The organism is Rhizobium sp. Leaf262, assembly GCF_001422245.1.
In the GTDB taxonomy this organism is placed as follows: domain Bacteria; phylum Pseudomonadota; class Alphaproteobacteria; order Rhizobiales; family Rhizobiaceae; genus Agrobacterium.
In genome coordinates, this window is record NZ_LMMM01000018.1 from 91,730 (window position 1) to 116,930 (window position 25,201).

Annotated in this window: 20 protein-coding genes, 1 tRNA gene and 1 pseudogene; 15 read left to right on the forward strand and 7 right to left on the reverse strand. The window is 58.6% G+C overall.

Annotated elements, in window-relative coordinates; genetic code table 11:
- Complete coding sequence (locus ASF29_RS17945; protein WP_062452029.1) at window positions 1-375, forward strand: hypothetical protein; 375 nt, start codon at window positions 1-3, stop codon at window positions 373-375.
- A gap of 38 nt (window positions 376-413) precedes the next feature.
- Here the strand turns inward: ASF29_RS17945 and ASF29_RS17950 are convergent, their stop codons facing one another.
- Both ASF29_RS17950 and ASF29_RS17955 read right to left on the reverse strand, forming a co-directional pair.
- A complete protein-coding gene (locus tag ASF29_RS17950) occupies window positions 414-1,790 on the reverse strand; it encodes a sensor histidine kinase (RefSeq protein ID WP_062452030.1) in 1,377 nt (458 codons plus the stop codon).
- Window positions 1,787-2,467 carry a response regulator transcription factor gene (locus ASF29_RS17955; protein ID WP_062452031.1) on the reverse strand — a complete coding sequence of 227 codons (681 nt, stop codon included), beginning with the start codon at window positions 2,465-2,467 and terminating at the stop codon, window positions 1,787-1,789. The genes ASF29_RS17950 and ASF29_RS17955 overlap by 4 nt, the downstream gene beginning before the upstream one ends.
- Window positions 2,468-2,547: 80 nt before the next feature.
- On the opposite strand from ASF29_RS17955, the gene ASF29_RS17960 reads away from it, so the two are divergent.
- The 7 genes from ASF29_RS17960 (at window position 2,548) to ASF29_RS17990 (ending at window position 8,545) form a co-directional block, all read left to right on the forward strand.
- Window positions 2,548-3,615: an ABC transporter substrate-binding protein gene (locus tag ASF29_RS17960; RefSeq protein ID WP_062452389.1), complete on the forward strand. Its 1,068-nt coding sequence runs from the start codon at window positions 2,548-2,550 to the stop codon at window positions 3,613-3,615.
- 244 nt (window positions 3,616-3,859) lie between these two features.
- Window positions 3,860-4,804, forward strand: a complete 945-nt coding sequence (locus ASF29_RS17965) for a tripartite tricarboxylate transporter substrate binding protein (RefSeq protein ID WP_062452390.1) — start codon at window positions 3,860-3,862, stop codon at window positions 4,802-4,804.
- The gene (locus ASF29_RS17970) at window positions 4,801-5,295 is read left to right on the forward strand and encodes a tripartite tricarboxylate transporter TctB family protein (protein WP_062452032.1); all 495 of its coding nucleotides are present in this window, start codon (window positions 4,801-4,803) and stop codon (window positions 5,293-5,295) included. The genes ASF29_RS17965 and ASF29_RS17970 overlap by 4 nt, the downstream gene beginning before the upstream one ends.
- A gap of 93 nt (window positions 5,296-5,388) precedes the next feature.
- Window positions 5,389-6,906, forward strand: coding sequence for a tripartite tricarboxylate transporter permease (locus tag ASF29_RS17975; protein ID WP_062452033.1), 1,518 nt, complete (start codon window positions 5,389-5,391; stop codon window positions 6,904-6,906).
- Window positions 6,907-7,032: 126 nt separating this feature from the next.
- Window positions 7,033-7,293, forward strand: coding sequence for a hypothetical protein (locus tag ASF29_RS17980; protein ID WP_062452391.1), 261 nt, complete (start codon window positions 7,033-7,035; stop codon window positions 7,291-7,293).
- Between the two features lie 109 nt (window positions 7,294-7,402).
- On the forward strand, window positions 7,403-7,891 hold the full coding sequence (gene dps / locus ASF29_RS17985; protein ID WP_062452034.1) for a DNA starvation/stationary phase protection protein Dps: 489 nt from the start codon (window positions 7,403-7,405) through the stop codon (window positions 7,889-7,891).
- A 450-nt stretch (window positions 7,892-8,341) separates the two neighbouring features.
- A complete protein-coding gene (locus ASF29_RS17990) occupies window positions 8,342-8,545 on the forward strand; it encodes a CsbD family protein (RefSeq protein WP_062452392.1) in 204 nt (67 codons plus the stop codon).
- A gap of 76 nt (window positions 8,546-8,621) precedes the next feature.
- Here ASF29_RS17990 and ASF29_RS17995 read toward each other — a convergent pair whose 3' ends face one another.
- Both ASF29_RS17995 and ASF29_RS18000 read right to left on the reverse strand, forming a co-directional pair.
- On the reverse strand, window positions 8,622-8,996 hold the full coding sequence (locus tag ASF29_RS17995) for a response regulator (RefSeq protein ID WP_062452035.1): 375 nt from the start codon (window positions 8,994-8,996) through the stop codon (window positions 8,622-8,624).
- Between the two features lie 3 nt (window positions 8,997-8,999).
- Entirely contained in the window at window positions 9,000-10,373 is a 1,374-nt protein-coding gene (locus ASF29_RS18000; protein WP_062452036.1) for an HWE histidine kinase domain-containing protein, read from the reverse strand.
- 349 nt (window positions 10,374-10,722) lie between these two features.
- On the opposite strand from ASF29_RS18000, the gene ASF29_RS18005 reads away from it, so the two are divergent.
- From ASF29_RS18005 to ASF29_RS18035, 7 genes and pseudogenes are all read left to right on the forward strand, one after another.
- Window positions 10,723-11,043 (forward strand): PepSY domain-containing protein, encoded by a 321-nt coding sequence (locus tag ASF29_RS18005; protein WP_062452037.1) that lies wholly within the window; start codon window positions 10,723-10,725, stop codon window positions 11,041-11,043.
- Between the two features lie 45 nt (window positions 11,044-11,088).
- Window positions 11,089-11,694 (forward strand): general stress protein, encoded by a 606-nt coding sequence (locus tag ASF29_RS18010; RefSeq protein ID WP_062452038.1) that lies wholly within the window; start codon window positions 11,089-11,091, stop codon window positions 11,692-11,694.
- A gap of 212 nt (window positions 11,695-11,906) precedes the next feature.
- A complete protein-coding gene (gene catE, locus ASF29_RS18015; protein WP_062452039.1) occupies window positions 11,907-14,054 on the forward strand; it encodes a catalase C in 2,148 nt (715 codons plus the stop codon).
- Window positions 14,055-14,125: 71 nt separating this feature from the next.
- Entirely contained in the window at window positions 14,126-15,277 is a 1,152-nt protein-coding gene (locus ASF29_RS18020; protein WP_062452040.1) for a glycosyltransferase family 4 protein, read from the forward strand.
- Window positions 15,278-15,477: 200 nt separating this feature from the next.
- Window positions 15,478-16,509 (forward strand): annotated as a pseudogene (locus ASF29_RS18025) (glycosyltransferase); the annotation flags it as partial.
- Window positions 16,510-16,616: 107 nt separating this feature from the next.
- Window positions 16,617-19,862, forward strand: a complete 3,246-nt coding sequence (locus ASF29_RS18030; RefSeq protein ID WP_062452393.1) for a glycosyltransferase — start codon at window positions 16,617-16,619, stop codon at window positions 19,860-19,862.
- A complete protein-coding gene (locus ASF29_RS18035; protein WP_062452041.1) occupies window positions 19,859-22,102 on the forward strand; it encodes a glycosyltransferase family 4 protein in 2,244 nt (747 codons plus the stop codon). The genes ASF29_RS18030 and ASF29_RS18035 overlap by 4 nt, the downstream gene beginning before the upstream one ends.
- Before the next feature lies 1 nt (window position 22,103).
- On the opposite strand, the gene ASF29_RS18040 is transcribed toward ASF29_RS18035, so the two are convergent.
- From ASF29_RS18040 to opgC, 3 genes are all read right to left on the reverse strand, one after another.
- Window positions 22,104-22,180 (reverse strand) — tRNA-Met (locus ASF29_RS18040).
- 135 nt (window positions 22,181-22,315) lie between these two features.
- Complete coding sequence (gene mnmA, locus ASF29_RS18045) at window positions 22,316-23,512, reverse strand: tRNA 2-thiouridine(34) synthase MnmA (RefSeq protein ID WP_062452042.1); 1,197 nt, start codon at window positions 23,510-23,512, stop codon at window positions 22,316-22,318.
- 159 nt (window positions 23,513-23,671) lie between these two features.
- Window positions 23,672-24,859 (reverse strand): OpgC domain-containing protein, encoded by a 1,188-nt coding sequence (opgC, locus tag ASF29_RS18050; RefSeq protein ID WP_062452043.1) that lies wholly within the window; start codon window positions 24,857-24,859, stop codon window positions 23,672-23,674.
- Between the last annotated feature and the right edge of the window lie 342 nt (window positions 24,860-25,201).

Genomic DNA, 25,201 nt, shown 5'->3' on the forward strand with positions numbered 1-25,201 from the left:
ATGAAAAAGCTGATGATTGCAGGTGCCGCGTTTCTTCTCGCGGCAGGGTCCACGTTTGCCCAGCAGCCTCCGCCACCGCCTCCGGGCGGACCTGACGCCGGCCAGCAGGCGGATGCACCGCCACCACCCCCGCCGCCGCCAGGTGCCGGGCCAAGGGCCGACGCACCGCCTCCCCCACCCCCACCGCCGCCTGGACCAGGTGGTCCGAGAGAGGCAGGCCCGCGTGATCGCATGATGATGCCGCCACCGTCGAAGGGCGCGCATTTCCGCCTGGAACAGGGTGAAACCAAGATCGACATCAAATGTGCCGATGACGAACCCATGAAGGCCTGCTCAGACATATTGATGCAGTTGATCGACAAGATTAACGAGTAACACAGCCTAAACCCGGAGGCGGCGCTGCTTGCGCCGCTTCACGAAAAAAGGACTGTCGCTTTCAACCCGCGTCCGCCCGCGCCATCGGCAAGCAACAGCCGGCCATCGAAAAGCGCAGCGATCTCCTCAACAATGGCAAGCCCAAGACCCGCACCGGGTGCTGCCGTTCCGTCACCCCGCGCAAAACGTTGGCGGACCATATCGCGGTTCTCTATCGGTATGCCGGGACCATTATCCTCCACCTCCAGAAACACGGCCTCACCCACTCGCCCAACCCTGACAGTGACCTCAGCCCCTCGCCCGGCATAGGCGATGGCATTGCTGATCAGGTTGCCCAGCAATTCGCCCAGCAACAACGGCTCTCCCGGCAGGCTTGCAGGTTCCACCAGTTCGAAACCGAGATCGATGCCAGCCTCGCCAGCAATGGGGACATAATCGGCTGTAACCGATTGTGCGAGGGCAGCCAGATCGATCTCGATGCGGCTCTGCCTTTCTCCCGATCCAGCAGCATCGATATTGGCCATGCGCAGCAACTGCGCCAGAATATGCTCGGCATGGGCAACCGAAGCATCGCCCTTGTGCGCAGCAGCCTGCGCCTCCTGCAAAGTCTGCGCCCGCGCCGACAAAGCAAGCTGGGTGCGAATGATCGCAAGCGGCGTGCGCAACTGATGGCTGGCATTGCCGGTAAAGTGCCGAAGCGCATCCAGCGCCGATTGCAGCCGCACCATAAAGGAATTGACGGTCTCCACCAGACTTTCGACCTCCACCGGAACCGACTGGCGAATGGGGTGCAGGTCATTGGGGCTTCGTTCATCGATGGCTTCGCTCAGCCGGTAAAGCGGCCGCAGCGAAATCGTCACCGCAATCCACACGATGATAGCGGCACCGATGATCATGAACAGCAGGCGCAACGCCGAGCGAATGATGATCGCCTGCGCCAGGCGGCTGCGCGCAATCGTGGTCTCGGCCACCGTGACAGTAAATGGCACGGAATTGACGCCGGTCGAGGCAAACCGCTCGATGGCTGCGACGCGGATCGGCTCGCCACGGAACTCCGCATCCACGAAAATCGGTGCGTCACTGCGCGCTTTCTCCACTGAAGGCAGATTCTGGTAGCCTGTTAGAAACTGCCCATTCGGGCCATCGACCCTGTAAAACACCCGGTCCTGCGCCGCCGATGTCAGCATTTCCAGCGCAACATAGGGAATATCCACCTCCAGCGAGCCGTCTTCGGACACGACGACCCGCTCGGCAATGGCCAGAGCCGAACCCGAAAGTACCCGATCCGAAACGATATTGGCCGTGTTGATCGCTTCGCGATAGGTATCGGCCAGCGCGATGCAGCCGATGATCGCCGTGGAAATCAGGAGCCAGCCCAGCAGACGCCGCCGCAGCGAATAGGCGGCCTGCTTCATTCCGCCATCTCCGGCAGTTTTTCCAGATAATAACCGATGCCCCGCGCCGTCTTCACCGTCAGCCCATGCGGCGCGAGACGCTTGCGCAGGCGGCTGACATATTGCTCGATGGCATTACCCGAAAGTTCATCGTCAAAGCCCGTCAGCGATTGCACGATGGCCTCTTTCGCCACCACCTTTCCCGCCCGCATGAACAGCACTTCCAGCAGCGCCACCTCACGCGCGGGAATATCGAGCGGATGGCCGTCTGCCGAAAAAGTGCGCGACGTCAGATCGAAAGACACTTTGCCGAAACTGACGAGCGAAGAGCGCAGCCCGGCGTTGCGGCGCAAAAGCACCCGCACCCGCGCCTCGAATTCGGTGATATCGAAGGGCTTGGTCATATAGTCGTCGGCACCGAGATCCAGACCCTTCACCCGCTCTTCCGGTGAACCGCGCGCGGTGAGGATCAGCACGGCCGCCCTGTCCTGTCGGGCGCGCATGGAACGCAACACGTCGATTCCATCCATTTCCGGCAGGTTGAGATCGAGGATGACGAGATCGAAACTTTCTGCGGCGATGGCGGCAGACGCCGAGGCACCATCGGACACCACATCCACGGCATAGCCGCTTCCCCGCAACAGCGCCGACAAGCCCTCCGACAGAACCTGATTGTCCTCCACCAGCAGAATTCTCAACGCCGCCCCTCCCATTTCGGCTAAACTATCCAAGCCTTCCCGTCTTGTGAATGGGCAGTGGCTGCGGCATGATCTTTTCCATGCGTATTCTTCTGTCTCTCTGTCTTTTCCTGACTGCCGCCACCGCCGTGCAGGCGCAGCAGATGCTGTTCCCCGCCCTCTCCGGCAAGGCGGATGCGCAAACGCTCGTAGTGTACTCTTCCCTCGACGAGCCGCTGGCCACGCCCATGATCGAAGGCTTCCAGAAGGCCAATCCTGATGTGGCGGTATCCTACGAAGACATGCTGACCGGCGAGATATACGACCGCATCGTGCGCGAAACGGATGCTGGCCAGAAAACCGCCGACTTCGCCTTTTCGTCTGCCATGGACCTTCAGGTCAAACTCAGCAATGACGGTTATGCCCAGCGCTCCGATCTGCCCATGAGTGCGCGCTGGCCCGCCTGGGCCAACTGGCGCAACACGGCCTATGCGCTGACCTTCGAACCCGCCGTCTTCGTCTATCACAAGCCGAGTTTCCAGACGGAAAAGCCACCGGCCAGCCGCGCCGAATTCGTGGACTATCTGGAACGGCACGCCAAAGAGGTCCACGGGCGCATCGCGACCTATGATATAGAACGCTCCGGTGTCGGCTTCCTGTTCATGTCGCGAGATCAGGAACAGTTTGGCGATATCTGGAATGTCATCAAGAGCATGGGCACGGCGGGGGTGAAGGTTTACTCCACCAGTTCCGCCATTCTGGAACGCATCTCCGATGGCCGCTTCGTGCTGGGCTATAACATCCTCGGCTCCTATGCCGCGGACTGGGCATCCCGCCATCCCGATGTCGGCATCGTGCTGCCGAAGGATTATACCGTCGTCATGTCGCGCATTGGGCTGGTGCCGCAGGCGGCGCGCAATGCGGAGCTTGGCCGTCGCTATCTGGAATTCTTCATGTCCAAGGAAGGCCAGACCATCATGGCGCGGCAGTTGCAGATACCGGCGGTCAGTCCAGACGTGGCGGGGGAGAACACCGCCAACATGATGCAGGCCATCCACGGTGCGCAATTGCGGCCCGTGCCGGTCAGTCCGGGGCTGATGGTCTATCTCGATCAGGTCAAGCGTGCCCGCATCATCGAGCGGTGGAACGAAGCTTTGCGCGCCCAGTAGACGAATTTCAAAAATTAATAGACAGTAAATGCGCTGAGGAGTTGCCAAGCGTCAGTTAAATGACAGCTTTCTGTGGTGCTGTGCAATTCTTCGTTCATCCGTGGAGGCGGACTGAAGAAGCGGGAGGACAGTCTCAATGGACGATCATTCTCGGGCAGCATATGCAGCCCCTGCAATCGTACGTGCGCGTCCCTTCCGCGTCCATGAAAACAATGCCGGAACGGCATATCAAGGAGGGTTTATCTTGAAGCATTTCTTCATCGCTTCGCTTCTCGCAGGCGCTATCGCACTTCCGGCAGCAGCAGCTGATTACACCATCATCGCACCGGCCAATCCAGGCGGCGGCTGGGACCAGACGGCACGTTCGCTCCAGTCCGTCCTTCAGGAAGAAGGCATTTCCAAGAGCGTTCAGGTTCAGAACGTTCCAGGTGCTGGCGGCACCATCGGCCTCGCGCAGTTCGCCAGCCAGCAGAAGGGCAATCCGAACGCACTCATCGTCGGCGGCTACGTCATGGTCGGCGCGATCCTGACAAACAAGGCACCGGTCACACTTAAGGAAGTCACGCCGATTGCGCGTCTGACGGGCGAATACGAAGTCATCGTCGTTCCCGCTTCCTCCGAAATCCAGAACATTTCGCAGCTGATCGAACAGCTCAAGAAAGATCCGGGCAGCGTGTCCTGGGGCGGCGGTTCGGCTGGCGGCACCGACCACATCACGGCAGGCCTGATTGCCAAGGCTGCGGGCGTCGATCCAACCAAGATCAACTACATCGCCTATTCCGGCGGCGGTGAGGCTCTGGCTTCCATCCTCGGCGCGCAGGTCACGGCAGGCATTTCCAGCTACGGCGAATTCGAAAGCCAGGTTAAGGCCGGAACACTGCGTCTTCTCGCCATTTCAAGCGAACAGAAGATCGAAGGCATCGATGCCCCGACCCTGAAAGAAAGCGGCCTCGATGTCGTCGTTCAGAACTGGCGCATGGTTGCAGCCCCTCCAGGCCTGACGCCTGAGCAGGAAAAGGTCGTCAACGCCGATGTCGAAAAGCTGGCAAAGTCCGCCAAGTGGCAGGAAACGCTGAAGACCAAGGGCTGGATGGATACCTATCTCGCGGGCGATGCGTTCAAGGAGCAGCTTGCAAAAGACACCGCCTCCACTGAAACCATCCTCAAAGACATCGGACTGGTAAAATGAGCCAGGGTTCATCCCCTTCCCCAACTGAAAAGCGCCGCCCTGATTGGGCGGCGATGCTGATCGCGGTTGCTTTGGTTGCCATTGCAGCTGTGATCTTCTGGGACTCCGCACGGCTTGCCAGCGTCACCGGTTACTCGCCGGTCGGCCCGGCAACCGTTCCCTACGCGATCGCCTTCTGTCTTATCGGGCTGGCCATCTGGACCGCTTTCGAGGCATGGCGCAACGAATTTCCCGTCCGCGACAAGCAGGAAGCCGGCCCCGTCGTCTGGGTCATCGCCGGTCTTGCCGCGCAGATGCTGCTATTGAAGATTGCCGGTTTCTCCATTGCGACTGGATTGCTCTTTGCCTTTACAGCCCGTGCCTTCGGCAAACGGGAGTTGTGGTATTCGATCCCCATCGGCATTGTTTTCAGCTTCGTCATCTGGGTCATCTTCGCGCAGTTCCTGCAATTGTCATTGCCTGCCGGACCTCTGGAACGGCTGTTTTTCTGACAGCCGGGCCTTTCAATAACCAACGAGACATGAAGCCGCGCGCCTTCGTCAAAATGGCAGCGACGGCTTCACCCGACAGGGGAAAATCTGTCCATGAGCACATTTGAATTTCTTCTGCATGGTCTTGAGGTTGCAGCGCAACCCATGAACCTGCTTTACGCGCTGATCGGCGTCACGCTCGGCACCGCCGTCGGCGTTTTGCCCGGCATCGGCCCTGCGCTGACGGTGGCACTGCTGCTGCCGGTCACCTACAGGCTCGACCCTGCCGGTTCGCTCATCATGTTCGCCGGTATCTATTACGGCGGCATGTATGGCGGCTCGACGACATCGATCCTTCTGAACACGCCAGGCGAAAGTGCGTCTATCGTCACTGCGCTGGAGGGCAACAAGATGGCCCGTGCCGGACGCGGCGGCCCCGCACTGGCGACGGCTGCCATCGGCTCCTTCGTCGCAGGCCTGATTGCCACGATCGCGCTCGCCTTCGTCGCACCCTACATCGTCAAGCTGGCGCTGGTCTTCGGCCCACGCGAATATTTCGCACTGATGGTGCTGGCCTTCGTCACGGTGTCGTCGGCATTCGGCGATTCTGCTCTTCGCGGATTGACATCCCTGTTCATCGGCTTTGCTCTCGCCATTGTCGGCATCGACCAGCTGACCGGCCAGACACGCATGAGCTTCGGCATTCCCGATCTGCTTGACGGCGTTGAAGTGACCACGCTTGCCGTTGCCATGTTCGCCATCGGTGAAACACTGTTCATCGTTGCTCAGGGCCAGAGCGGGCCTGACAAGGTGGAAGCCGTCAAGGGCTCCGTCTGGATGACCGCTCAGGACTGGGCACGCTCGTGGAAAGCCTGGCTGCGCGGCACGCTCATCGGCTTCCCCATCGGCGCAATGCCGGCAGGCGGCGCTGAAATCGGCACGTTCCTGTCCTACGCGACGGAAAAGAAGCTGTCCAAGCACCCGGAAGAATTCGGCCACGGCGCCATCGAAGGCGTTGCCGGTCCGGAAGCGGCCAACAACGCATCTGCTGCCGGTACACTGGTACCACTGCTGACGCTGGGCCTGCCGACGACAGCAACCGCTGCCATCATGCTGGCCGGTTTCCAGCAGTTCGGCCTTCAGCCCGGCCCGCTTCTGTTTGCGACAAACCCGCAGCTCGTCTGGGGCCTGATTGCCAGCCTGTTCATCGCCAACGTCATGCTGCTGGTTCTCAACCTGCCGCTGATCGGCCTTTGGGTTAAGCTGCTGACCATTCCCAAGCCATGGCTCTATGCGGGCATCTTGCTGTTTGCAACGCTCGGCACCATCGGCGCCAACCCATCCGTTTTCGAACTGGGCATGCTTCTGGCCTTCGGTATTCTCGGCTATATCATGCGCATCTTTGGCTATCCGATTGCACCTGCTGTGGTCGGTCTCATCCTCGGGCCATTGGCGGAACAACAGTTGCGCCGTGCATTGTCCATCGGACAGGGCGACCCAACCGTGCTCTTCACGTCGCCTATCGCCGTCGGCCTGTTCATCGTTGCCGCTGCCGCATTCCTCATTCCACTGATCATGCGAATCCGTGGCCGTGGACAGGTGCTGACCCAGCTTGCGGCCAACGAAGACTAAAAGCTCTTACGACTTCCTCCCAAGGAAACCTGCCCCGCACCCGAAAGGATGCGGGGCTTTTTTATGCCGGAACGGAACGCGGACATCGCCGTTTCCGCTGCATGGATTGCGTTATTGGGGAATGAGATGCGTAAACTTGCTTTGATATTCGCCGTCGCCTTGGCGTCATGCACCACCGCGCAAGGTGTGGAGCCCATACCCGGCAGCATAACCTATGGCGGCCAGCCGAGAACGAAACTCACGAAATCACCGGTGGGAAGCACATTCAGCCACGATTTCACCATGTCCGATGGACGTCTTGCCCTGGAAACCTATCGCATAGAGCCGGACCGGTCACTCACTCTCATCGACCGCCGGATCGTCAGCGATTTCCCATCGGATAGGTAGAAGGCATTACGCGCTTTGCCAGCGATGGATGATGGAACGACTGTCGCGCCAACTCGTTGTTTTCCCGCGTGTTTCGAAAACCCTAGATCGATGTTTCAGGAGAAATGAAATGAGAACCCATAAGACAAGAAACGATTTGCCGTCCAACACCAAAGCCACAGTCATCGGACTGTTGAACGAAGCCCTCGCTTCCGTCATCGACCTTTCACTCGTCACCAAGCAGGCGCACTGGAACCTCAAGGGCCCCCAATTCATCGCAGTCCACGAATTGCTGGATACCTTCCGCGCACAGCTCGACAAGCATAGCGACACGATTGCAGAGCGCGCCGTCCAACTCGGCGGAACTGCACTGGGCAGCGTCCAGTCGGTCGGCTCGACCTCAAAGCTGAAAGCTTATCCCACCGACATCTACAGGATTCAGGATCATCTCGACGAGTTGATCGAACGCTACGGCGATGTGGCAAATCTGGTTCGCAAATCCATCGATGAAGCAGACGATGCCGGCGATGCCAACACGGCTGACATCTTTACTGCGGCCTCACGCGACCTCGACAAATCGCTATGGTTCCTGGAAGCACATGTCCAGGAAAAAGCCTGACACAAAACAAAAGCGCCCGGCGAAAACCGGGCGCTTTCACGTCAATATCATCCGTCAGTGGCGGCGCAAAACCGCCTTGCCAATGTCCCTCAGCATTTCATGATCAAGAATGCCGCGCTGGGCGCTTCTGATCAGAACAGCTGCACATTCATTGGCGACATGGCTGCTTCGATCTTCGAGGCACTCGAAACATACGCCATCGAATATCGTTTGAAGATCGGTAACCTGCTGGGGCGACAGCTGTGTGCCTACCCGTTGAAACGCTACGTACGACAAGGCTCATCCTCCCAAAGATGCGAATTATCGGTACCCAATTCCGTGAATGGGTTTGTTTTACACCTGATCGAATCACATGTCGAATCAGATTTTAACGAATTTTCAACGATTATTTTCTTGGAACCGCAGGCAGTGGCCAGCCGTTACTTCTTTGTCACAACGAGGAGAATAGACATGGACTGGAACCGCGTAGAAGGCAACTGGAAGCAGGTCAAAGGCAAGATCAAGGAACAGTGGGGAAAACTCACAGATGACGATCTTGATCAAATCGCTGGCAAGCGCGAGCAGCTCGAAGGCAAGATCCAGGAGCGTTACGGCGTCGAAAAAGACCATGTCCGCAAAGACGTCGACACATGGTATGATCGCCAGACCTGGTAACGGGTCACCAAAGCAGAATTCACGAAAATGCCCGCGAGATGCGGGCATTTTTTCGGGCGTCCGTCAGAAAGTCCGATCAGCAAGCCACCAGAAGGCCGACATCCGCCAACGCCTTTTCGATCAGGTCGGGCGAAACCGGTTTTGTCAGAAAAATCGCACCCGGCGGCAAAACACCTTCAGCGGGATTGTATCGACCCGAAATCACCACCACCCTGATATCCGGCCACCGGCGATGCGCGACATTGGCAAGGCCCAGTCCGTTGATGGAACCCGGCATGTCGATATCGGTCAGGATAGCCTGAATAGGCTCTTCCGTTTCCAGCACTTCGACCGCCTCATCGGCAGTGGAAGCCTCCTGCACGGTAAAGCCGAGGTCGGACACCATATCGACGAGATCGAGACGAATAAGTCCGTCATCTTCGACGATAAGAAGGCGTGGTTGCGATTGCATCAGTCAATGCTCCTGCTGAAAGCTGGAAAGGTCTGCCGAGATCGTGCAGCGCAAGCCACCGGCATCGTAGGAAATGTCGACACGACTGTCGGCGGCGCCAGCAAGACCGGCTTTGATAAGACGAGAACCGGAACCGACGCGTTGCGGCATGGCAACCGACGGCCCTCCTGTTTCGGTCCAGACGAGTTCGAATCTGTGTGCGGCTTGACCCACGACGTGCCAACGAATGTCGACGCGCCCGTCAGGCACCGACAAGGCACCATATTTCACCGCATTCGTTGCGAGCTCGTGGAGGATCAGCGACAAAGACAGGGAGGGCCGCGACCCAACTCGCATATTAGGCCCCGCGACGGTAAAGCGCGAGGACATCGGATCATCGTGAACTTCCAGCATCTGATTGACGAGCTTATGTACCTGCGAGGTGCCGAGCCCGCCCTGAATGACCGTGTCATGCGCCGCGCTTAACACGCCGATGCGGGCCGACAGGGTCTTGCGCGCTGTGTCCAGATCATCCGCCGAGCGCAGCGTCTGCGATGCGATTGCCTGCACCATGGCGAGCTGGTTCTTCAGCCGGTGACCGAGCTCGTGGGAAATGAGCTCCCGGTGCTTCTGTTCCGCCAGACGTTCCGTCACATCCTGCGCCTGCACCAGAATGCCGGTGATTTCGCCGGATGGGTCACGCATGGCCTGATAGACGAGATCGATCATGCGCTTCTGCTTTTCGCCTTCCGGTCCGCGGTTGAGCTCTACAGGCACGCCACGCGCAGCAAACGGCTCGCCGGTTCTGTAGACGGCGTCGAGAAGATCGATGAAGCCCTGCCCCACGACCTCGGAAACCGCCTCGGCCACCGACCGTCCAATGATGTCGCGACCAACACCGATCATCGAATAATATTCTTCGTTGGCGAATTCGAAAACGTGATTGGGGCCGCTCAATGTGGCAATACCCGCTGGCGACATCTCGAAAATCTGCAGCAGCTTCTCCTGCATGCTCTTCTGTTCGCGTCGCATGATGATTTCACTGGTAATTTCCGTACATGCGCAGAACATTCCAAGGACCACGCCGGACTGATCGCGGACTGGAGTGTAGGAAAACGAAAAGTGCGTTTCCTCGGGGTATCCCTTGCGGTGCATGATGAACTGAATGTCGTCCATCGACGTACCCTGACCAGCGTAGGCGGCAGAGATGATAGGATCGACAGCATCCCAGATATCGAACCACAAATCACGAAACGGATGTCCAAAGGCGGCAGGATGGCGGTTGCCGCACATCTGCGCATAACCATCATTATAAAGCGTAATCTGTTGCGGTCCCCAGACGATCAGCATCGGCTGAAGTGAACCCAGCATCACATTGACAAGCGTCTGGAGTTCCACGGGCCACGCGTCGGGACAGCCTAACGGGCTTTCTTCCCAGGCAAAACCCCGGAACAAATCTCCGCATTCACCGCCGCCTACAAAATTCAAAACTGTCCCCGTACGTCCAACGCCCTGGCATCTCAACTAGGTCGGCTTGATTTGGTTCCATGACAAAACGCAACAAAAATCGCAGCCCAAAGAAGGTCACCGCGACACTCGATTTCTAGCCAGAAACACCATCTCGCACTTCCATTAGAAGAAAAGCAGGGTGAAATTTAAATATCACTAATTTGGAACGAATGCTCCCTCGCACAGTTTGGGATGCACGGAGCTGTCAAAAAAGCGGCCCGCATAAGAGGAAATCACCATGAAGAAGATCATTCTTGCGGCGGCGCTGCTGAGCGCCACTGCCTTGTCCGCTGCTGCCCAGACATCTGCTCCTGCAACCAGCACAGATGGCAACACACCCGCTGTCGCAACGCCGGAAACGAAAAACCCGACGGCGCCGGTCGAAGGTGCAAACAGCTTCACCGAAGAGCAGGCCAAGACCCGCATCGAAGAAGCCGGTTATTCCGAGGTCAAGGATCTCAAGAAGGATGACAAGGGTATCTGGATGGCCTCCGGCATGAAGGATGGCAAGCCTGCCATGATCGCTCTGGATTACCAGGGCAATGTCGTCGCCAAGTAACGCGACCACTGCCAAGCGACGCAACCGAATTTTGAGGATAACGATATGAAAACCATTACTGGACTTTTCGACGACCATGCTGATGCCCGGTCTGCTGTGACCGAACTGGAAGCCGCAGGCGTTCCGTCCAAGGACATCAGCATCGTGTCGAACAACGCAAACCACCGCGACCGCGCAGATGAATCCAAAGCAGCCGAAGGCGCTGGAACCGGCGCAGGCATCGGTGCCGTCGTCGGCGGTGCTGGCGGTCTTCTGACGGGGCTTGGCCTTATGGCTATCCCGGGTGTCGGCCCTGTCGTGGCAGCCGGCTGGCTTGCCGCAACCGCGGCAGGAGCAGCAGCAGGCGCTGTCGCTGGCGGCGCAGCAGGCGGTATCGTCGGCGCGCTGACGGATTCCGGCGTCTCTGAAGAAGACGCGCATGTCTATGCAGAAGGCGTACGCCGTGGCGGCACCATCGTCACTGCAAAGGTGGAAGACAGCATGGCACCGGAAGCGGAAGCCATTCTCAAGCGGTCCAACTGGGTCGATCCCACGGAACGCCGTACAGCCTATAATGAACAGGGCTGGCAGCGTTTCGATGACACGCTCGATCCTTATGATGCCGACCAGATCGAAAAAGAGCGCACACGCTACAACCGCCCTGCGCTCTGACATCCGGTGACCGGCACGCGACGATGGCAACGACTGGCGACATCAGAGCACGCAACGCCTTGTCCTCATGGCAGAGCGTAACGTGTGACGGACCGTCCAAGTCGAGCATCGAAGCGATGTGACCATGATTGAGGCCGCCTGTTTCGGGCGGCCCTTTTTCTTTGCGGGCCGTGTAGGCTCGTTTCAAATCGAATAGATCTGGGAGATCGGGCATGGCCAAGAAAACGGCGACACCACCATCGATGCAGGACACGGAAATCGTCACCATTCACGACCAGAAAATGCAGCGTGGTGCGGGCGGAGAACTGCATCAGTTTGCTGAGGGCCACACGCCCGTGATGACGACGGCTCAAGGCGGCCCTGTTGCCGACGATCAGAACAGCCTGCGCGTCGGACCACGAGGACCGCTGGTCGTGGACGACTTCCATTTCCGCGAAAAAATGTTTCACTTCGACCACGAACGCATCCCCGAGCGCGTCGTTCACGCGCGTGGCTATGGTGCACACGGATATTTTGAGCCATACGATTCCCTCGCCGCCTATACCAAGGCGGATATCTTTCAGCGCAAGGGCGAGAAAACGCCGGTTTTCGTGCGTTTTTCCACCGTCGCCGGTAACAAGGGTTCTGCCGATCTGGCCCGCGACGTGCGCGGCTTCGCCGTCAAGCTCTATACCAAGGAGGGAAACTGGGATCTGGTCGGTAACAACATCCCGGTGTTCTTTATTCAGGATGCGATCAAGTTCCCGGACCTGATACACGCTGCCAAGCAGGAGCCCGACCGCGCTTTTCCGCAGGCACAGACGGCCCATGACAATTTCTGGGACTTCATCAGCCTGACACCGGAGAGCATGAACATGGTCATGTGGATCATGTCCGACCGCACCATCCCGCGCTCGCTGCGCTTCATGGAGGGCTTCGGCGTCCACACATTCCGTTTCGTCAACGCGCAGGACGAATCCACATTTGTGAAGTTTCACTGGAAGCCGAAACTGGGTCTTCAGTCCGTCGCATGGAACGAAGCTGTCAAGATCAATGGCGCAGACCCGGATTTCCACCGCCGCGACCTCTGGAACTCCATTCAGTCCGGTGACTTCCCCGAATGGGAACTGCAGGTCCAGCTGTTCGACCAGGAATTTGCCGACAGCTTCGATTTCGACGTACTCGACCCGACGAAGATCATACCTGAAGAAATACTCCCCCCGAAGGCTGTCGGCCGTCTGGTGCTGGATCGGATGCCCGACAACTTCTTTGCCGAGACCGAACAGGTTGCCTTCATGACGCAGAACGTGCCGCCGGGCATCGATTTCAGCAACGATCCGCTTCTACAGGGCCGCAATTTCTCCTATCTCGACACGCAGTTGAAGCGGCTCGGCGGCCCGAACTTCACCCATCTACCGATCAACGCGCCTAAGTGTCCTTTCGCGCATTTCCAGCAGGACGGCCATATGGCCATGCGCAATCCGGTCGGTCGCGTCAATTATCAGCCGAACTCGCATGGAGAAGGACCGCGCGAATCGCCCTCCAAAGGCTACCGGCACTATCCTGCCGAGGAGCAGGGTACGAAGGCACGGCTTCGCCCAGAAAGCTTTGCCGACCACTATAGCCAGGCTCGCCAGTTCTACATCAGCCAGACAGGCGCCGAGCAACGTCACATCGCATCGGCCCTGACGTTCGAACTCAGCAAGGTGGAAATCCCTGCCATCCGCGAACGTATGGTTTCTCACCTGCTGAACATCGACGAGACCCTGGCGACCACGGTCGCGCAGAAGCTGGGTATGCAGAAAATGCCCAAGCCTGCCGATGCAGCCATGCCGACCCGGCAGGATCTCGATCCCTCCCCTGCCCTCAGCATCGTTGAAAATGGACCCAAGCGTTTCGAAGGCCGCAAGCTCGGCATTCTCGTCACCGATGGCGTCGACGCCAGCCTGTTGAAGACGCTAACCGATGCGGCAACCGCCGCAAAAGCCGTTGTCGAAATCATCGCGCCAAAGGTGGGCGGCGTCAAAGCGTCGGACGGAAGCTGGATCGAAGCGCATCATATGATCGATGGCGGGCCTTCGGTGCTGTTCGACGCGGTGGCTCTGCTCACGTCCGAACAGGGCGTGGAGGACATCGTCGATGAAGCCGCAGCCCGTGATTTCGTTGCAGATGCCTTCCAGCACTGCAAGTTCATCGGTTACGCCGAGTCGGCTATGCCATTGCTGCAAAAAGCCGGCATCGCCGACGCTTTGGATGAAGGCACCATCGCATTGCCTCAGGATGATGATCCTTCCGACTTCGTTGTAAAGTTGGGCGATCTGCGAGTCTGGGGCCGCGAACCCTCCGTAAAACTGGGCAAAGCGTCTCCCCCACGCAAGTAAAGTAAATGAAATGAAGCGCGGCACGTAGTGTCGCGCTTTTTCACGCATGACCGGTGTTATGGGGACATTTCATGGTGCAGCCTTCCACGCCCAGACGGATCGTCGTCATCAGCGATTTTCAGGATGGCGATGGTTTTGCGCCTGATGTCCCACCCGTCGAAGAATTCGAACGACAATGGCGAAGCGGTGAACGCGGCCAACCGCTTCAGCACACAGTGAACACCGACGATTTTAAAGTGGAAGGTGGCTACATAGAAAGGCTGCCCCTCGCCTGCATCAAGGCGGGTCTTGTCGATACGGCAGAAGTCTGGACCCACTGGCGCAACGAAAGCCCCCCACCGCCGGATGAACGGCAAGCTCCTGTCATGATCCGCCGGGCGTTTCAGATGAACGCGCCACAGCCACCGTTCAGCTCCAACGATATGCTGGGGCATATCAACGCCTTCGGCGCGCCCGATATACTGTGCGTGTGGGGCCTCGGGGTCGACGAGGCCATCCTTAGCGCCTGCGAAAAATCCTATAAAATATATAATTCCATCGATCATCCGGCGCTTCGCATACCACCTGACGCCAGCAGGCACTTCGACCTCATCATCACCGGCGCGGAATGGCAGTCACGGGAGGTGAGAGATCGACACCCCGACATGAAGACAGCGATCATGCCCATCGGCCCGGAATTCGCGTCTGATACCACCTTCTACCCGATCGACAGCGAAAAGCCGTACGACATCATCTATGTCGCGGCGGCACAGGCTTATAAACGCCACGACATTCTTTTCGACGCGCTGGCCAAACTTCCTCGGTCGATCCGTACGCTCTGCGTATTCGGATATGGCGAACTCAGCGACGAACTGCGGGCGCGAGCGCGAAACCTCCGGATCGACGTCGATTTCGTTGGCCCTCCCGGCGTCCCCTTCGCTGAGGTCAACCGTTTGATGAATCTCGCAAAAATCGGAGTCGTTTGCGGTGTACAGGATGGCGCGCCAGCCATTTTGACCGAATATATGCTGGCCGGTCTACCTGTCCTCGCAAACAGCGAACTCAGCTGCGGCCTGCAATATATCACGCCGCAAACCGGTCTGATGGCATCGGCAGCGCAGTTCCACGACGGTATTCTGGCCATGCTGGACAGAGCCTCAACCTTGGCTCCGAGACAGGTGGTGCTGGATCACTGGACATGGCCACACACGGTCGAAAAACTACGTTTGCTCATGCGAACTTGATAACATTCGAAAGTTTTTTAATAATCAGGAACAAAGCCACTTTCATCCGGTTTGGGAGCGCCCTCTCAAACGCGGATCCGCCAATGAATCTCTCCAGTTCGATTTCCTCGCCTTTACATATCGCAGCAGAGCGCAAAACGCCGCTCATCTGTTTTTCACATCTGCGATGGGATTTCGTTCTGCAGCGCCCGCAGCATCTGATGGAGCGTTTTGCAAGAGAACGTGCGGTGTTCTTTTTCGAGGAATATATCCCGACAGATCATCATCTGGCCTATCTTGAAATCCACCCGTTTGAAGGCACCACCGTCAAATCCGTGCGCCCGCGCGTGCCGCATTGGTGGGGCGAAGCGGAAAGAGAGCGGGCGCTTGCCCGATTGCTGGACGATCTTCTGGCCATGTATGGCGCAGCCCGCCCCATCCTGTGGTTCTATACGCCAAGCATGTTCAGCTTTGCAGGCCATGTCGATGCCTCGGCGGTCGTCTATGACTGCATGGACGAACTGGCGAATTTCAAATTTGCGCCACAGCATATGAGAGAGATGGAGGCGGCACTGATGGCACGGGCCGACGTCGTCTTTACCGGCGGCTACAGTCTCTATGAGGCAAAGTGCCATCAGCACGACAATATCCATCCCTTCCCTTCGGGCGTGGATGTCGCCCATTTTCACTCGACCCGGAAAAACCGGCAGGAACCGGCTGAGCAACTGTCGATAGCAGGCCCTAAACTCGGCTATTACGGGGTCATCGACGAGCGTCTCGATCTGGCCCTGCTGGAGACGGTTGCGAAGGCCAGACCGCAATTTTCATTCGTCATGATCGGACCGGTCGCCAAAATTGCACCGGAAGATTTGCCGAAAGCGGATAATATCCATTATCTCGGCCAGAAGCATTATGGCGATTTGCCCGCCTACCTCTCGGGCTGGGACGTGGCGCTCATGCCCTTTGCGCTCAACAGCGCCACACAATTCATCAGCCCCACAAAGACACCCGAATATCTCGCATCGGGACGCCCGGTAGTCAGCACACCCATTGCCGATGTCGTTCGCCATTATGGTGATGTCGACGGCGTCTTCGTTGCGGCAGATGCGGATGCCTTCGCAAAGGCCTGCGATGCGGCAATGGCCCTTCGCGACACGAATGCCGACTGGCTTGTGCCGGTGGACGCCATGCTGGAGGGAGCGTCGTGGGACAAGACGTTTTCCGCGATGAAGGCGTTGATGGATGCTGCGGTTCTGGACAACACCTATCCCACAGTTCCCATATCCAAGGTTCTGGCAAAACCGCCCATTCAGCCTGCTGCATTGAGCCGCGGTGACACTGCAGCCGTCACCAGCCTATGATCAGCCAGCGACACCGCATCGTTCTCGCGACCGATAGTCTCGATCCATCCGGCATGGGTGAACACATGCTGACCCTGGCCGTTACACTGGGCAACGATTGGGACATCACGATTGCAAGCCCCGTCGGCAACGCATCGGACCTCATGACCAGAGCCGCAAGCCTCGGCCTTTCAGTAAAGACCTATGACGATACGGCATCCTTTGCAGGCTGGCTGAAAACGTCGGGCGTGTCTCTGCTGCACGTTCACGCTGGCATTGGCTGGGAAGGTCATGAGGTCGCAAAAGCCGGCATCGCCTGCGGCATCCCCGTCATTCGCACGGAACACCTCCCCTATCTTCTGACGGACGAAGATCAGAAGCGGCATTATGCCCGCGAATGCGCAAAACTTGCCCATCGCATCGTCGTCTCCGCAGATTCCAGGGCAAGTTTCGAAGCCAATGATGTCAGCGCTGAAGACCTTACTCTTGTTCGAAACGGGATAATTGCCTTGCAGCCGTCGCCCGCTGCCAATCCCGACATCCTGACCGGTCTCGATGACAGGAAAATATTGATCACCGTTGCCAGATTTTCCCGTCAGAAAGATCACACCACGCTGATCCAGGCGCTCCCGGCCATCCTTGCCGCTCATCCTTCCGTCCTGCTGCTTCTCGTCGGCAAGGGCGATGAAATAGGGAGGATCGGCGCTTTGGTAGAAACTTTGTCTCTCCAGAACCACGTTATTTTTGCCGGACAGCGCAGCGACATCGCCGATCTGATGGCAAAGGCCGATGCGTTCGTGCTGCCCTCGCAATTCGAGGGCCTGCCTATCGCCGTGCTGGAGGCCATGTCGATTGGTTTGCCCGTGGTTGCGACGCGGATTGGCGGCACTCTCGAAGCGTTGGGAGCTGACCACCCGTACCTCGCGAAATGCGCAGACCCGGCATCCCTGTCCGCCACCGTTATCGCCGCGCTTGATGACGAGGCAAAAGCAAGGGCGGTTGGACAAATTGGACGCAAACGATTTGAGACCGAGTTTTCAGCGCAACGCATGGCCAGCGAAACTGCCGCCGTCTACGGCCGCGTGCTGTCTACGTCTACCCAGGCTACCATGACACAAGGACATGTTTCCATGAACAAGGCACGTATCGGCTTTATTGGCGTCGGCGGCATTGCCAATCGGCATCTCGACATTCTGGCCGGTTTCGACGATGTCGAGCTGGTGGCCTTTGCAGACCCTGATTTCGCTCGTGCGGAACAGGCCGCCTTTCGGTTCGGTGCAAAGGCCTTCGACAATCACCGCGCCATGCTGGACCAGCAGGCTCTCGATGCCGTCTATATCTGCATCCCACCCTTCGCGCATGGAGATGCCGAGCGGGATTTGATCCGGCGTGGCATCCCCTTTTTCGTCGAAAAACCCATCACGCTGGATCTTGCCCTTGCAGAAGAGCTGAGTAATGCCATCGAGACCGCCGGGCTGATCACCGGCGTGGGCTATCACTGGCGATATCTCGATACGGTGGATGAGGCCCGCACTCGTCTGGCCGACAATCCCGCCCAGCTCCTGTCCGGCTACTGGCTGGACCAGACCCCTCCCCCGCAATGGTGGTGGAAGACGGACGGATCGGGTGGACAGATGGTAGAGCAGGCTACCCATATCATTGATCTGGCCCGATACCTCGTCGGCGAGATTAAAGACGTTTATGGCCGCGTCGGCTTCCGCGAACGACCCGAATTTCCGGGTCTCGACGTTCCCGCCGTAACCACCGCCAGCCTGACCTTCCAGTCCGGCGTCATCGCCACTATTTCCTCCACCTGCCTGCTGGGCTGGAGCCACCGGGTGGGGCTCAACATTTTCGCGGATCGGTTGGCCATTGAGTTGACCGATCACGACATCATGGTCGATGTCGGCGCGGGACGGCCCGTGCGCCATGCCGAAGGCGATCCCGTCTGGCGGGAAGATCGCGATTTTATCGACGCTGTCAGCGGCGGCGAAAACCACATTCGCTGCACCTATCAGGATGCGCTGGCAACCCACCGGGTGGCGCTTGCGGTCGCCACCTCTGCCCGGGAAGGTCAACCGGTGCGGCTGGAAGAGCCTGCCGTGCGGCGCAACTCTCCCGCACCTTTGCGGCATTTGCCTCGCGTGGAAGAACCGCAAGGTCTTTCCCCCGGCCACCGCATCATCCATTCACTCGGCATTGAAGCGCCGGGGCGAGCATACTTGTTCGACTATGAAGAAGGCCCGCCCGGCGATGGTCAGGTTCGGCTGGAAACGCTCTATACCGGCTTTTCCGCCGGTACCGAATTGACCTTCATGAAAAACACCAACCCCTATTTCCATTCACGCTTCGATGGCGGGCGCGGTGTTTTCATTGAAAACGATCCGGACCTTCACTATCCCGTTCCCTTTCTTGGCTACATGGAAGTGGCACGCGTTTCGGAATCGCGCGCCGCCGGTTTTGCCCAGGGCGACATCATCGCCGGGACCTACGGACACAAAAGCGGACACACTGCGGACCCCTTTCATGACGTGATGCTGCCGCTGCCGCAGGATATCGATCCGGTGTTGGGTGTGCTGGTGGCCCAGATGGGACCGATTGCCGCCAATGGCATTCTGCATGCGGATTCCGACGCGCTCGGCGCACAGGCACCTTCGTTCGGCGCAGGCATTGCGGGTCGCAATGTCATCGTCATTGGTTCCGGCACCGTGGGGTTGATGACAGCCCTTTTTGCGCAAAATGCTGGAGCATTGGACGTTGTCCTTGCCGATCCCTCGGCGTTTCGGCGGCAAAAGGCCCATGCGATGGGTATTACGGCCATGACCGAAGCGGATGCATGGCAGCATGCCAAGGCGCGCTGGCACAATGGCGGCAGTGACCGCGGCGCAGATATCGTTTTCCAGACCCGCGCCCACGCCGAAAGCCTTCATACGGCGTTGAAAGCTTTGCGCCCTCAAGGAACGGTCATCGACCTCGCTTTCTATCAGGGAGGCGCAGATCATTTGAGGCTCGGAGAAGAGTTTCACCACAACGGGCTCAACATCCGCTGCGCCCAGATCAACCGCGTCCCTCGCGGCATGTCGGACCAATGGAACAGACGTCGCCTCGCGCAGGAAACCGTCAGCCTGCTTGAAAGCCATGGCAAGATCATTCGCCAGGAGATGATCACCCACATCGTTCCGCTTCGTGATGGTCCCGCCTTCCTTGCCGATCTGGTGACCAACAGGCCGGAATTTCTTCAGATCGTTTTCAAGGCCGACGAATGATAGAGCAGCAACCGCCCATCCGCATTCTCTTCGTTTTTGCCTGGCTTGTGGTCGGTGGTGAGGAAACGGAAGTTCGGCACTTGGCTCGCAACCTCGACCGCAGCCGGTACCGTCTGGATGTCGTGGTCTGTTTCCACAAGGAAAACATGCCACACCAGACCCACGATCAGTTGCGCGACCTGGGCGTGGACGTCGACACCACCCCTTACACTCTGTCTTTCGAAGACACGGTCGCCTATCTCTCCAACACGATAGCGGCCTACGACGTCGTCGTTTCCTGCCAGAACGTCGCGGATATCTATCCCGCACTGGAGCGTATGCACTGGCGTCCTCCGCTCATCGAACATGGCGGACTGGTGTCTGAAGCTCTGGCCGGGCCGAAGCACCACACCAGCCGTTATGTGGGCGTCTGCCGCTCCATCCGCGACGCCGCAGCCAGTGTCATGCCGGGCCGGGAAAGCGACGCCATCGAAATCCCCTCGATGGTGGATATCGCCGAATTTGATGGCAGTGCCCGCGATGCCACACGCGCGTCCCTCGGCGTTACCGGAGAGAGCATGCTGGTCGGCTGGGTCGGCAGGCTCGATCCGAAAAAGAACGTCGAAGACTTCATCGAGGCTGCAGCACACGTCCATATCAACAATCCGGACACCCGTTTCGTCATCATCGGTGGCCCGGACGCTTTCCTGCCGGACTATGCCGTCGCCCTTCGCAACCTCGTAAGGGAAAGACGTCTCGACAATGTCCTGACATTCCTCGGAGACCGCAAGGACATTCCCGCTCTCCTGTCGGCTCTGGATATCTTCGTCTGGCTGTCGAAGGGTGAAGGAATGCCCCACGTCATCGCCGAAGCGGGCGCTGCCGGTCTGCCTGTCATTGCCACGCCTGACAATGGCGCCGCCCAGCAGATAGAGGATGGCACAACCGGCATCTTCGTGCCCTATCACGACCCGGTCTGCGTGGCAGCCGCGATCGAAAGACTGAGCGCCTCCGCCGAGTTGCGCAGCAGGCTGGGGCTGGCGCTGCGCCAAAAAGTGGTATCGACCTACAGCGTAAATGCCATCGTGCCGCAGTGGGAGCGGCTCATCCATAACGTCATCAGGGAAAGACAGTCGGCAAAGCCGACAGGCATTTTCCAATCGTTTCTTCAGGGCGGTTTCGAATGTTCCACCCACCGCCTTCGCCCGCGTGACTGCGAGAGCCGGGGAAAGCGGCTGGATGTCATCGCTGCAACGGGGCACGACCGCCACGCTGTAGAAGATTATCGCCAGCTTGCCACGCACTCTATCACCACCGTCCGGGATGGATTGCGCTGGTATCTGATCGAGACGACACCGGGCCATTACGACTGGTCCAGCTTCACCCCAATGCTGAAAGCCGCATGCGATACGGGAACGCAGGTCATCTGGGATTTGCTGCATTACGGCTGGCCTGATGATATCGACATATGGTCCCCTCAATTCGTCAAACGCTTCGCCCGCTTTGCCGCTGCCGCCGCACAGCTGGTGAAAGACCAGACCGACGCCATCCCCTTTTATTCGCCCGTCAATGAAATCTCGTTCTTCTCATGGGGCGGTGGGGATGCTGCCTATCTCAACCCCTTCGCCCATGGCCGGGGTTTTGAGTTGAAAGTGCAACTGGCCCACGCAGCCATAGCCGCCATGGATGCCATTCTCGACGTCGAACCGAGAGCGCGCTTCGTCCATTGCGACCCCGTCATCAACGTCATCACCGACCCCTCCCGCCCATGGGAGAGAGGCGTGGCCGAAGGCCACCGCCAATCGCAATTTCAGGGCTGGGATCTGCTTGCTGGCCGCATGTGGCCGCAGATCGGCGGTGCCGATAAATATCTCGATATCGTCGGCGTCAACTACTACCACAACAACCAATGGATCCACGGCGGCCCACCCATCGACATGGACCACCCACTCTACAAACCCTTCCGAACCATCCTCACCGAAACATACGCCCGCTACGGCAAACCCATCTTCATCGCCGAAACCGGCATAGAAGGCGAGCGCCGCGCCAGCTGGATGTCCTACATCCACCAGGAAGTCACCGCCGCCATGAAACAGGGCGTACCAATAGAAGGCATCTGCCTCTACCCCATCGTCAACCACCCCGGCTGGGATGACGACCGCGCCTGTGAGAATGGATTGTTGTCAGCAAGGTTTGCTAACGGCAAACGGGATGTTTACGAGCCGTTGTCGGATGTTTTGAAAGTGTATTCCGAGAGATAAGTGGTAGCGGGAGAGGGACTTGAACCCCCGACACGCGGATTATGATTCCGCTGCTCTAACCACCTGAGCTACCCCGCCACAGAGGGACGTGACAGTTTTGTAACCGTCCGTTCCATCAGGATGAGCGGCTTATAAGGTGCCGCTCCCTTTGGTGTCAAGCGCAAGATGCGCAAAAACGTCGCTTTCTGTCTTGCGACAAAAAGCTGAATGGTTTCAGGCCGCGACCGGGTTTTGCAACAGGGCTTTCAGCGACGCTTCAGCTTCCGGTGAACGCTCCGAACGCTCTATGAAGCCACCGCCATAGACGCGGGCGTCGGCGCCGGGGGCGGAATAGAGGACGCAGGCCTGGCCGGGGGCAACGCCTGCTTCACCGATGGAGAGATCGACGTAGACGCCCTTCTCATCCACATGCAATACCGCTTCAGCTGGAGGGCGTGTGGAGCGAACTTTAGCGAAACAGGCAAAGCCCTCGCCCGCGTCGCTCGAAAGATCGCCGTCACCCAGCCAGTTCATGTCGCGCAGATAGACGCGGTGCGTTTCCAGCGCCTCGCGGGGGCCGACGACGACGCGTCGTCCACGGGCATCGAGGTGGACAACATAGAGCGGCTCACCAGTGGCGACACCAATGCCGCGCCGCTGGCCGATGGTGTAATGCACGATGCCATCGTGACGGCCAAGCACGCGACCATCGAGATGAACGATATCGCCCACCAGTGCTGCGTTCGGCTTCAGCTTGTTGATGATATCGGTATACTTGCCCTGCGGCACGAAACAGATGTCCTGGCTGTCGGCCTTCTTGGCAACGACGAGGCCCATCTCTTCGGCAAGCTCACGCGTTTGCGCCTTGGACAGACCACCCAGCGGGAAGCGCAGATAATCGATCTGCTCCTGCGTGGTCGCAAACAGGAACCAGCTCTGGTCGCGGTCGCTATCGATAGGGCGGAAGAGCGCACGGCGATTAGGGTGGCCGGCAACAGGGTTGAGGCGAGAGCGAATATAGTGGCCGGTCGCCAGCGCATCCGCGCCCAGTTCCTGTGCGGTGGCGAGGAGATCGGCGAACTTGACCGTCTGGTTGCAGGCCACACAGGGAACAGGCGTTTCGCCCATGGCATAGGCTTCGGCGAAGGGATTGATCACGGTTTCGCGGAAGCGGGCTTCATAATCCAGCACATAGTGCGGAATGCCCAGCGTTTCGCAGACGCGGCGCGCGTCGTCGATATCCTGCCCCGCGCAGCAGGAGCCAGCGCGGTGGACGGCAGCGCCGTGATCGTAAAGTTGAAGGGTGATGCCGAGGACGTCATAGCCCTCGCGTTTGAGGATTCCCGCCACAACGGAGGAGTCCACGCCGCCGGACATGGCGACGACAATCCGGGTGTCTTCCGGCTTCTTATCAAAGTCGAGCGTGTTCACGTGTTTTCCAATCGTCAGTCATACCGGGGGTCAAGGCCCCGCCGCCTGTCGTCTCCGGCTCAACCGGAATTAAGGTGCTGCATATAGAAAAAATTGGCTGAAAACGCAAGTAGAGGGCGGTGGACCGCCCTCTACTGCATTGGTTCTAGATGGATGACTTCAGGCGCCGGCGGTCTTTTGACCGTCGCCCAGCCACTTTTCGCGTTCTCTCCACAGTGCAGGGAGCGCCAGCATCGCGACACCGACAAGAGCGATGATCGTCTTTTCCACCTGCGTCAGCTCAGCCGTGCGGCCATCGAGATAATAGATGCCGTAGACAATCGCGACGTGCCAGACATAGACCTGAAGCGAGTGGCGACCCAGAAGCTGCAGGAACTTAAGAGACAGAACCCAGATCACGGCCGCAGCAGCCTTCTGCACCAGCGGATTATGATGCTTGGGACCGGCGATCAGCAACCATGTCAGACCAACGCCAACAGCGAGGAAGTTGATGAGGTAGACCGGACCGAAGTCAGCACGGATTTCCATGGTCGAGAACTTGCCGAGCATGAATTCAGGCATCAGGTTCCAAGCCGTTGCAATGCGCAGCGGCACGAAGAACAGGCAGACGATGAGCGCCGCCTTGGCAATCCAGCTGCGCTGCGGCGAAAAGATCTTCGTCCAGGCGATTTTGTTCTGCGCCGTCATCGCACCCATGACCAGCGCGGAGAAGAACACCAACTGCCAGCCGAACAGGTTGAAGCTGACACGAATGCCCTGCTCGTCTGCACCCTTCACCAGTTCATTGACCGGCGTCGTGAACAGCTGCTGCAAGCCGAGCTGACCTGCCATCCACACCAGAAGCGAACCGGCCATGACGTACGCCCACTTGCCATCAAGGCACAGCTTGACGAGGAACGGCGCAAAAATCATGTAGACGATATATTGCGGCAGAATGTCCATGAAAGTCGGCTGGAACAGGAAGGTCGCGATTGCGGCCAGACGCAGCGGATCGTCAAACGACGTCATGCCGAGCCAGTTGTACCAGATGTAAGGTGCATGCGGGATGATCATGCGGACAAAGAGCACCGCAATGACGAGGCCCATCGCGTATTTATATAGTTCCAGCGCCCGCGCCCAGATGAGGTCCCGGCCCATCTCGTAGCCGTACTTCATCATCTTGCGGGCATAGACCATGCCGATCAGAAGACCGGACAGGAACACGAAGCCCTGAGCATCTTCCACGAAGGCGAACTGCCGGTGGTTGATCTCCATCAGCCACAGGCCGCCAGCGAAGACGAGGTGGTTGATCAGCATGAAAACGAGAAAATACCCGCGCATCCCATCGATCAGGTCAAAGCGTTTCATCTGGCTTGCTCTCCATAATCGCAGGCATCTCTGAGCGAAGACTGCCTGATCCGAACGACAGGATGGTTCTCGGGGTACCATCCAAACTTGGATCGTGAACGCGGTTTTAAGGCTGCGGTTCCGCCAAAAACAACGTTTTACCGCTCGCGTTGATTTCACATTGCTGTGTTGCGCCCTTGGGTAAAGCTCCCTGACTGAACGCCGGATGAATGGAAAGTGGCGATTGCGTGGATGAACTGCGGCGAACCATAACAAGGGCTTAGCGCCCAAAACACCGCGAGCGCCTGAAACACAGGGCCTCTGGAACGACAATGGCCGGTGCAGAACTTGCTCTGCACCGGC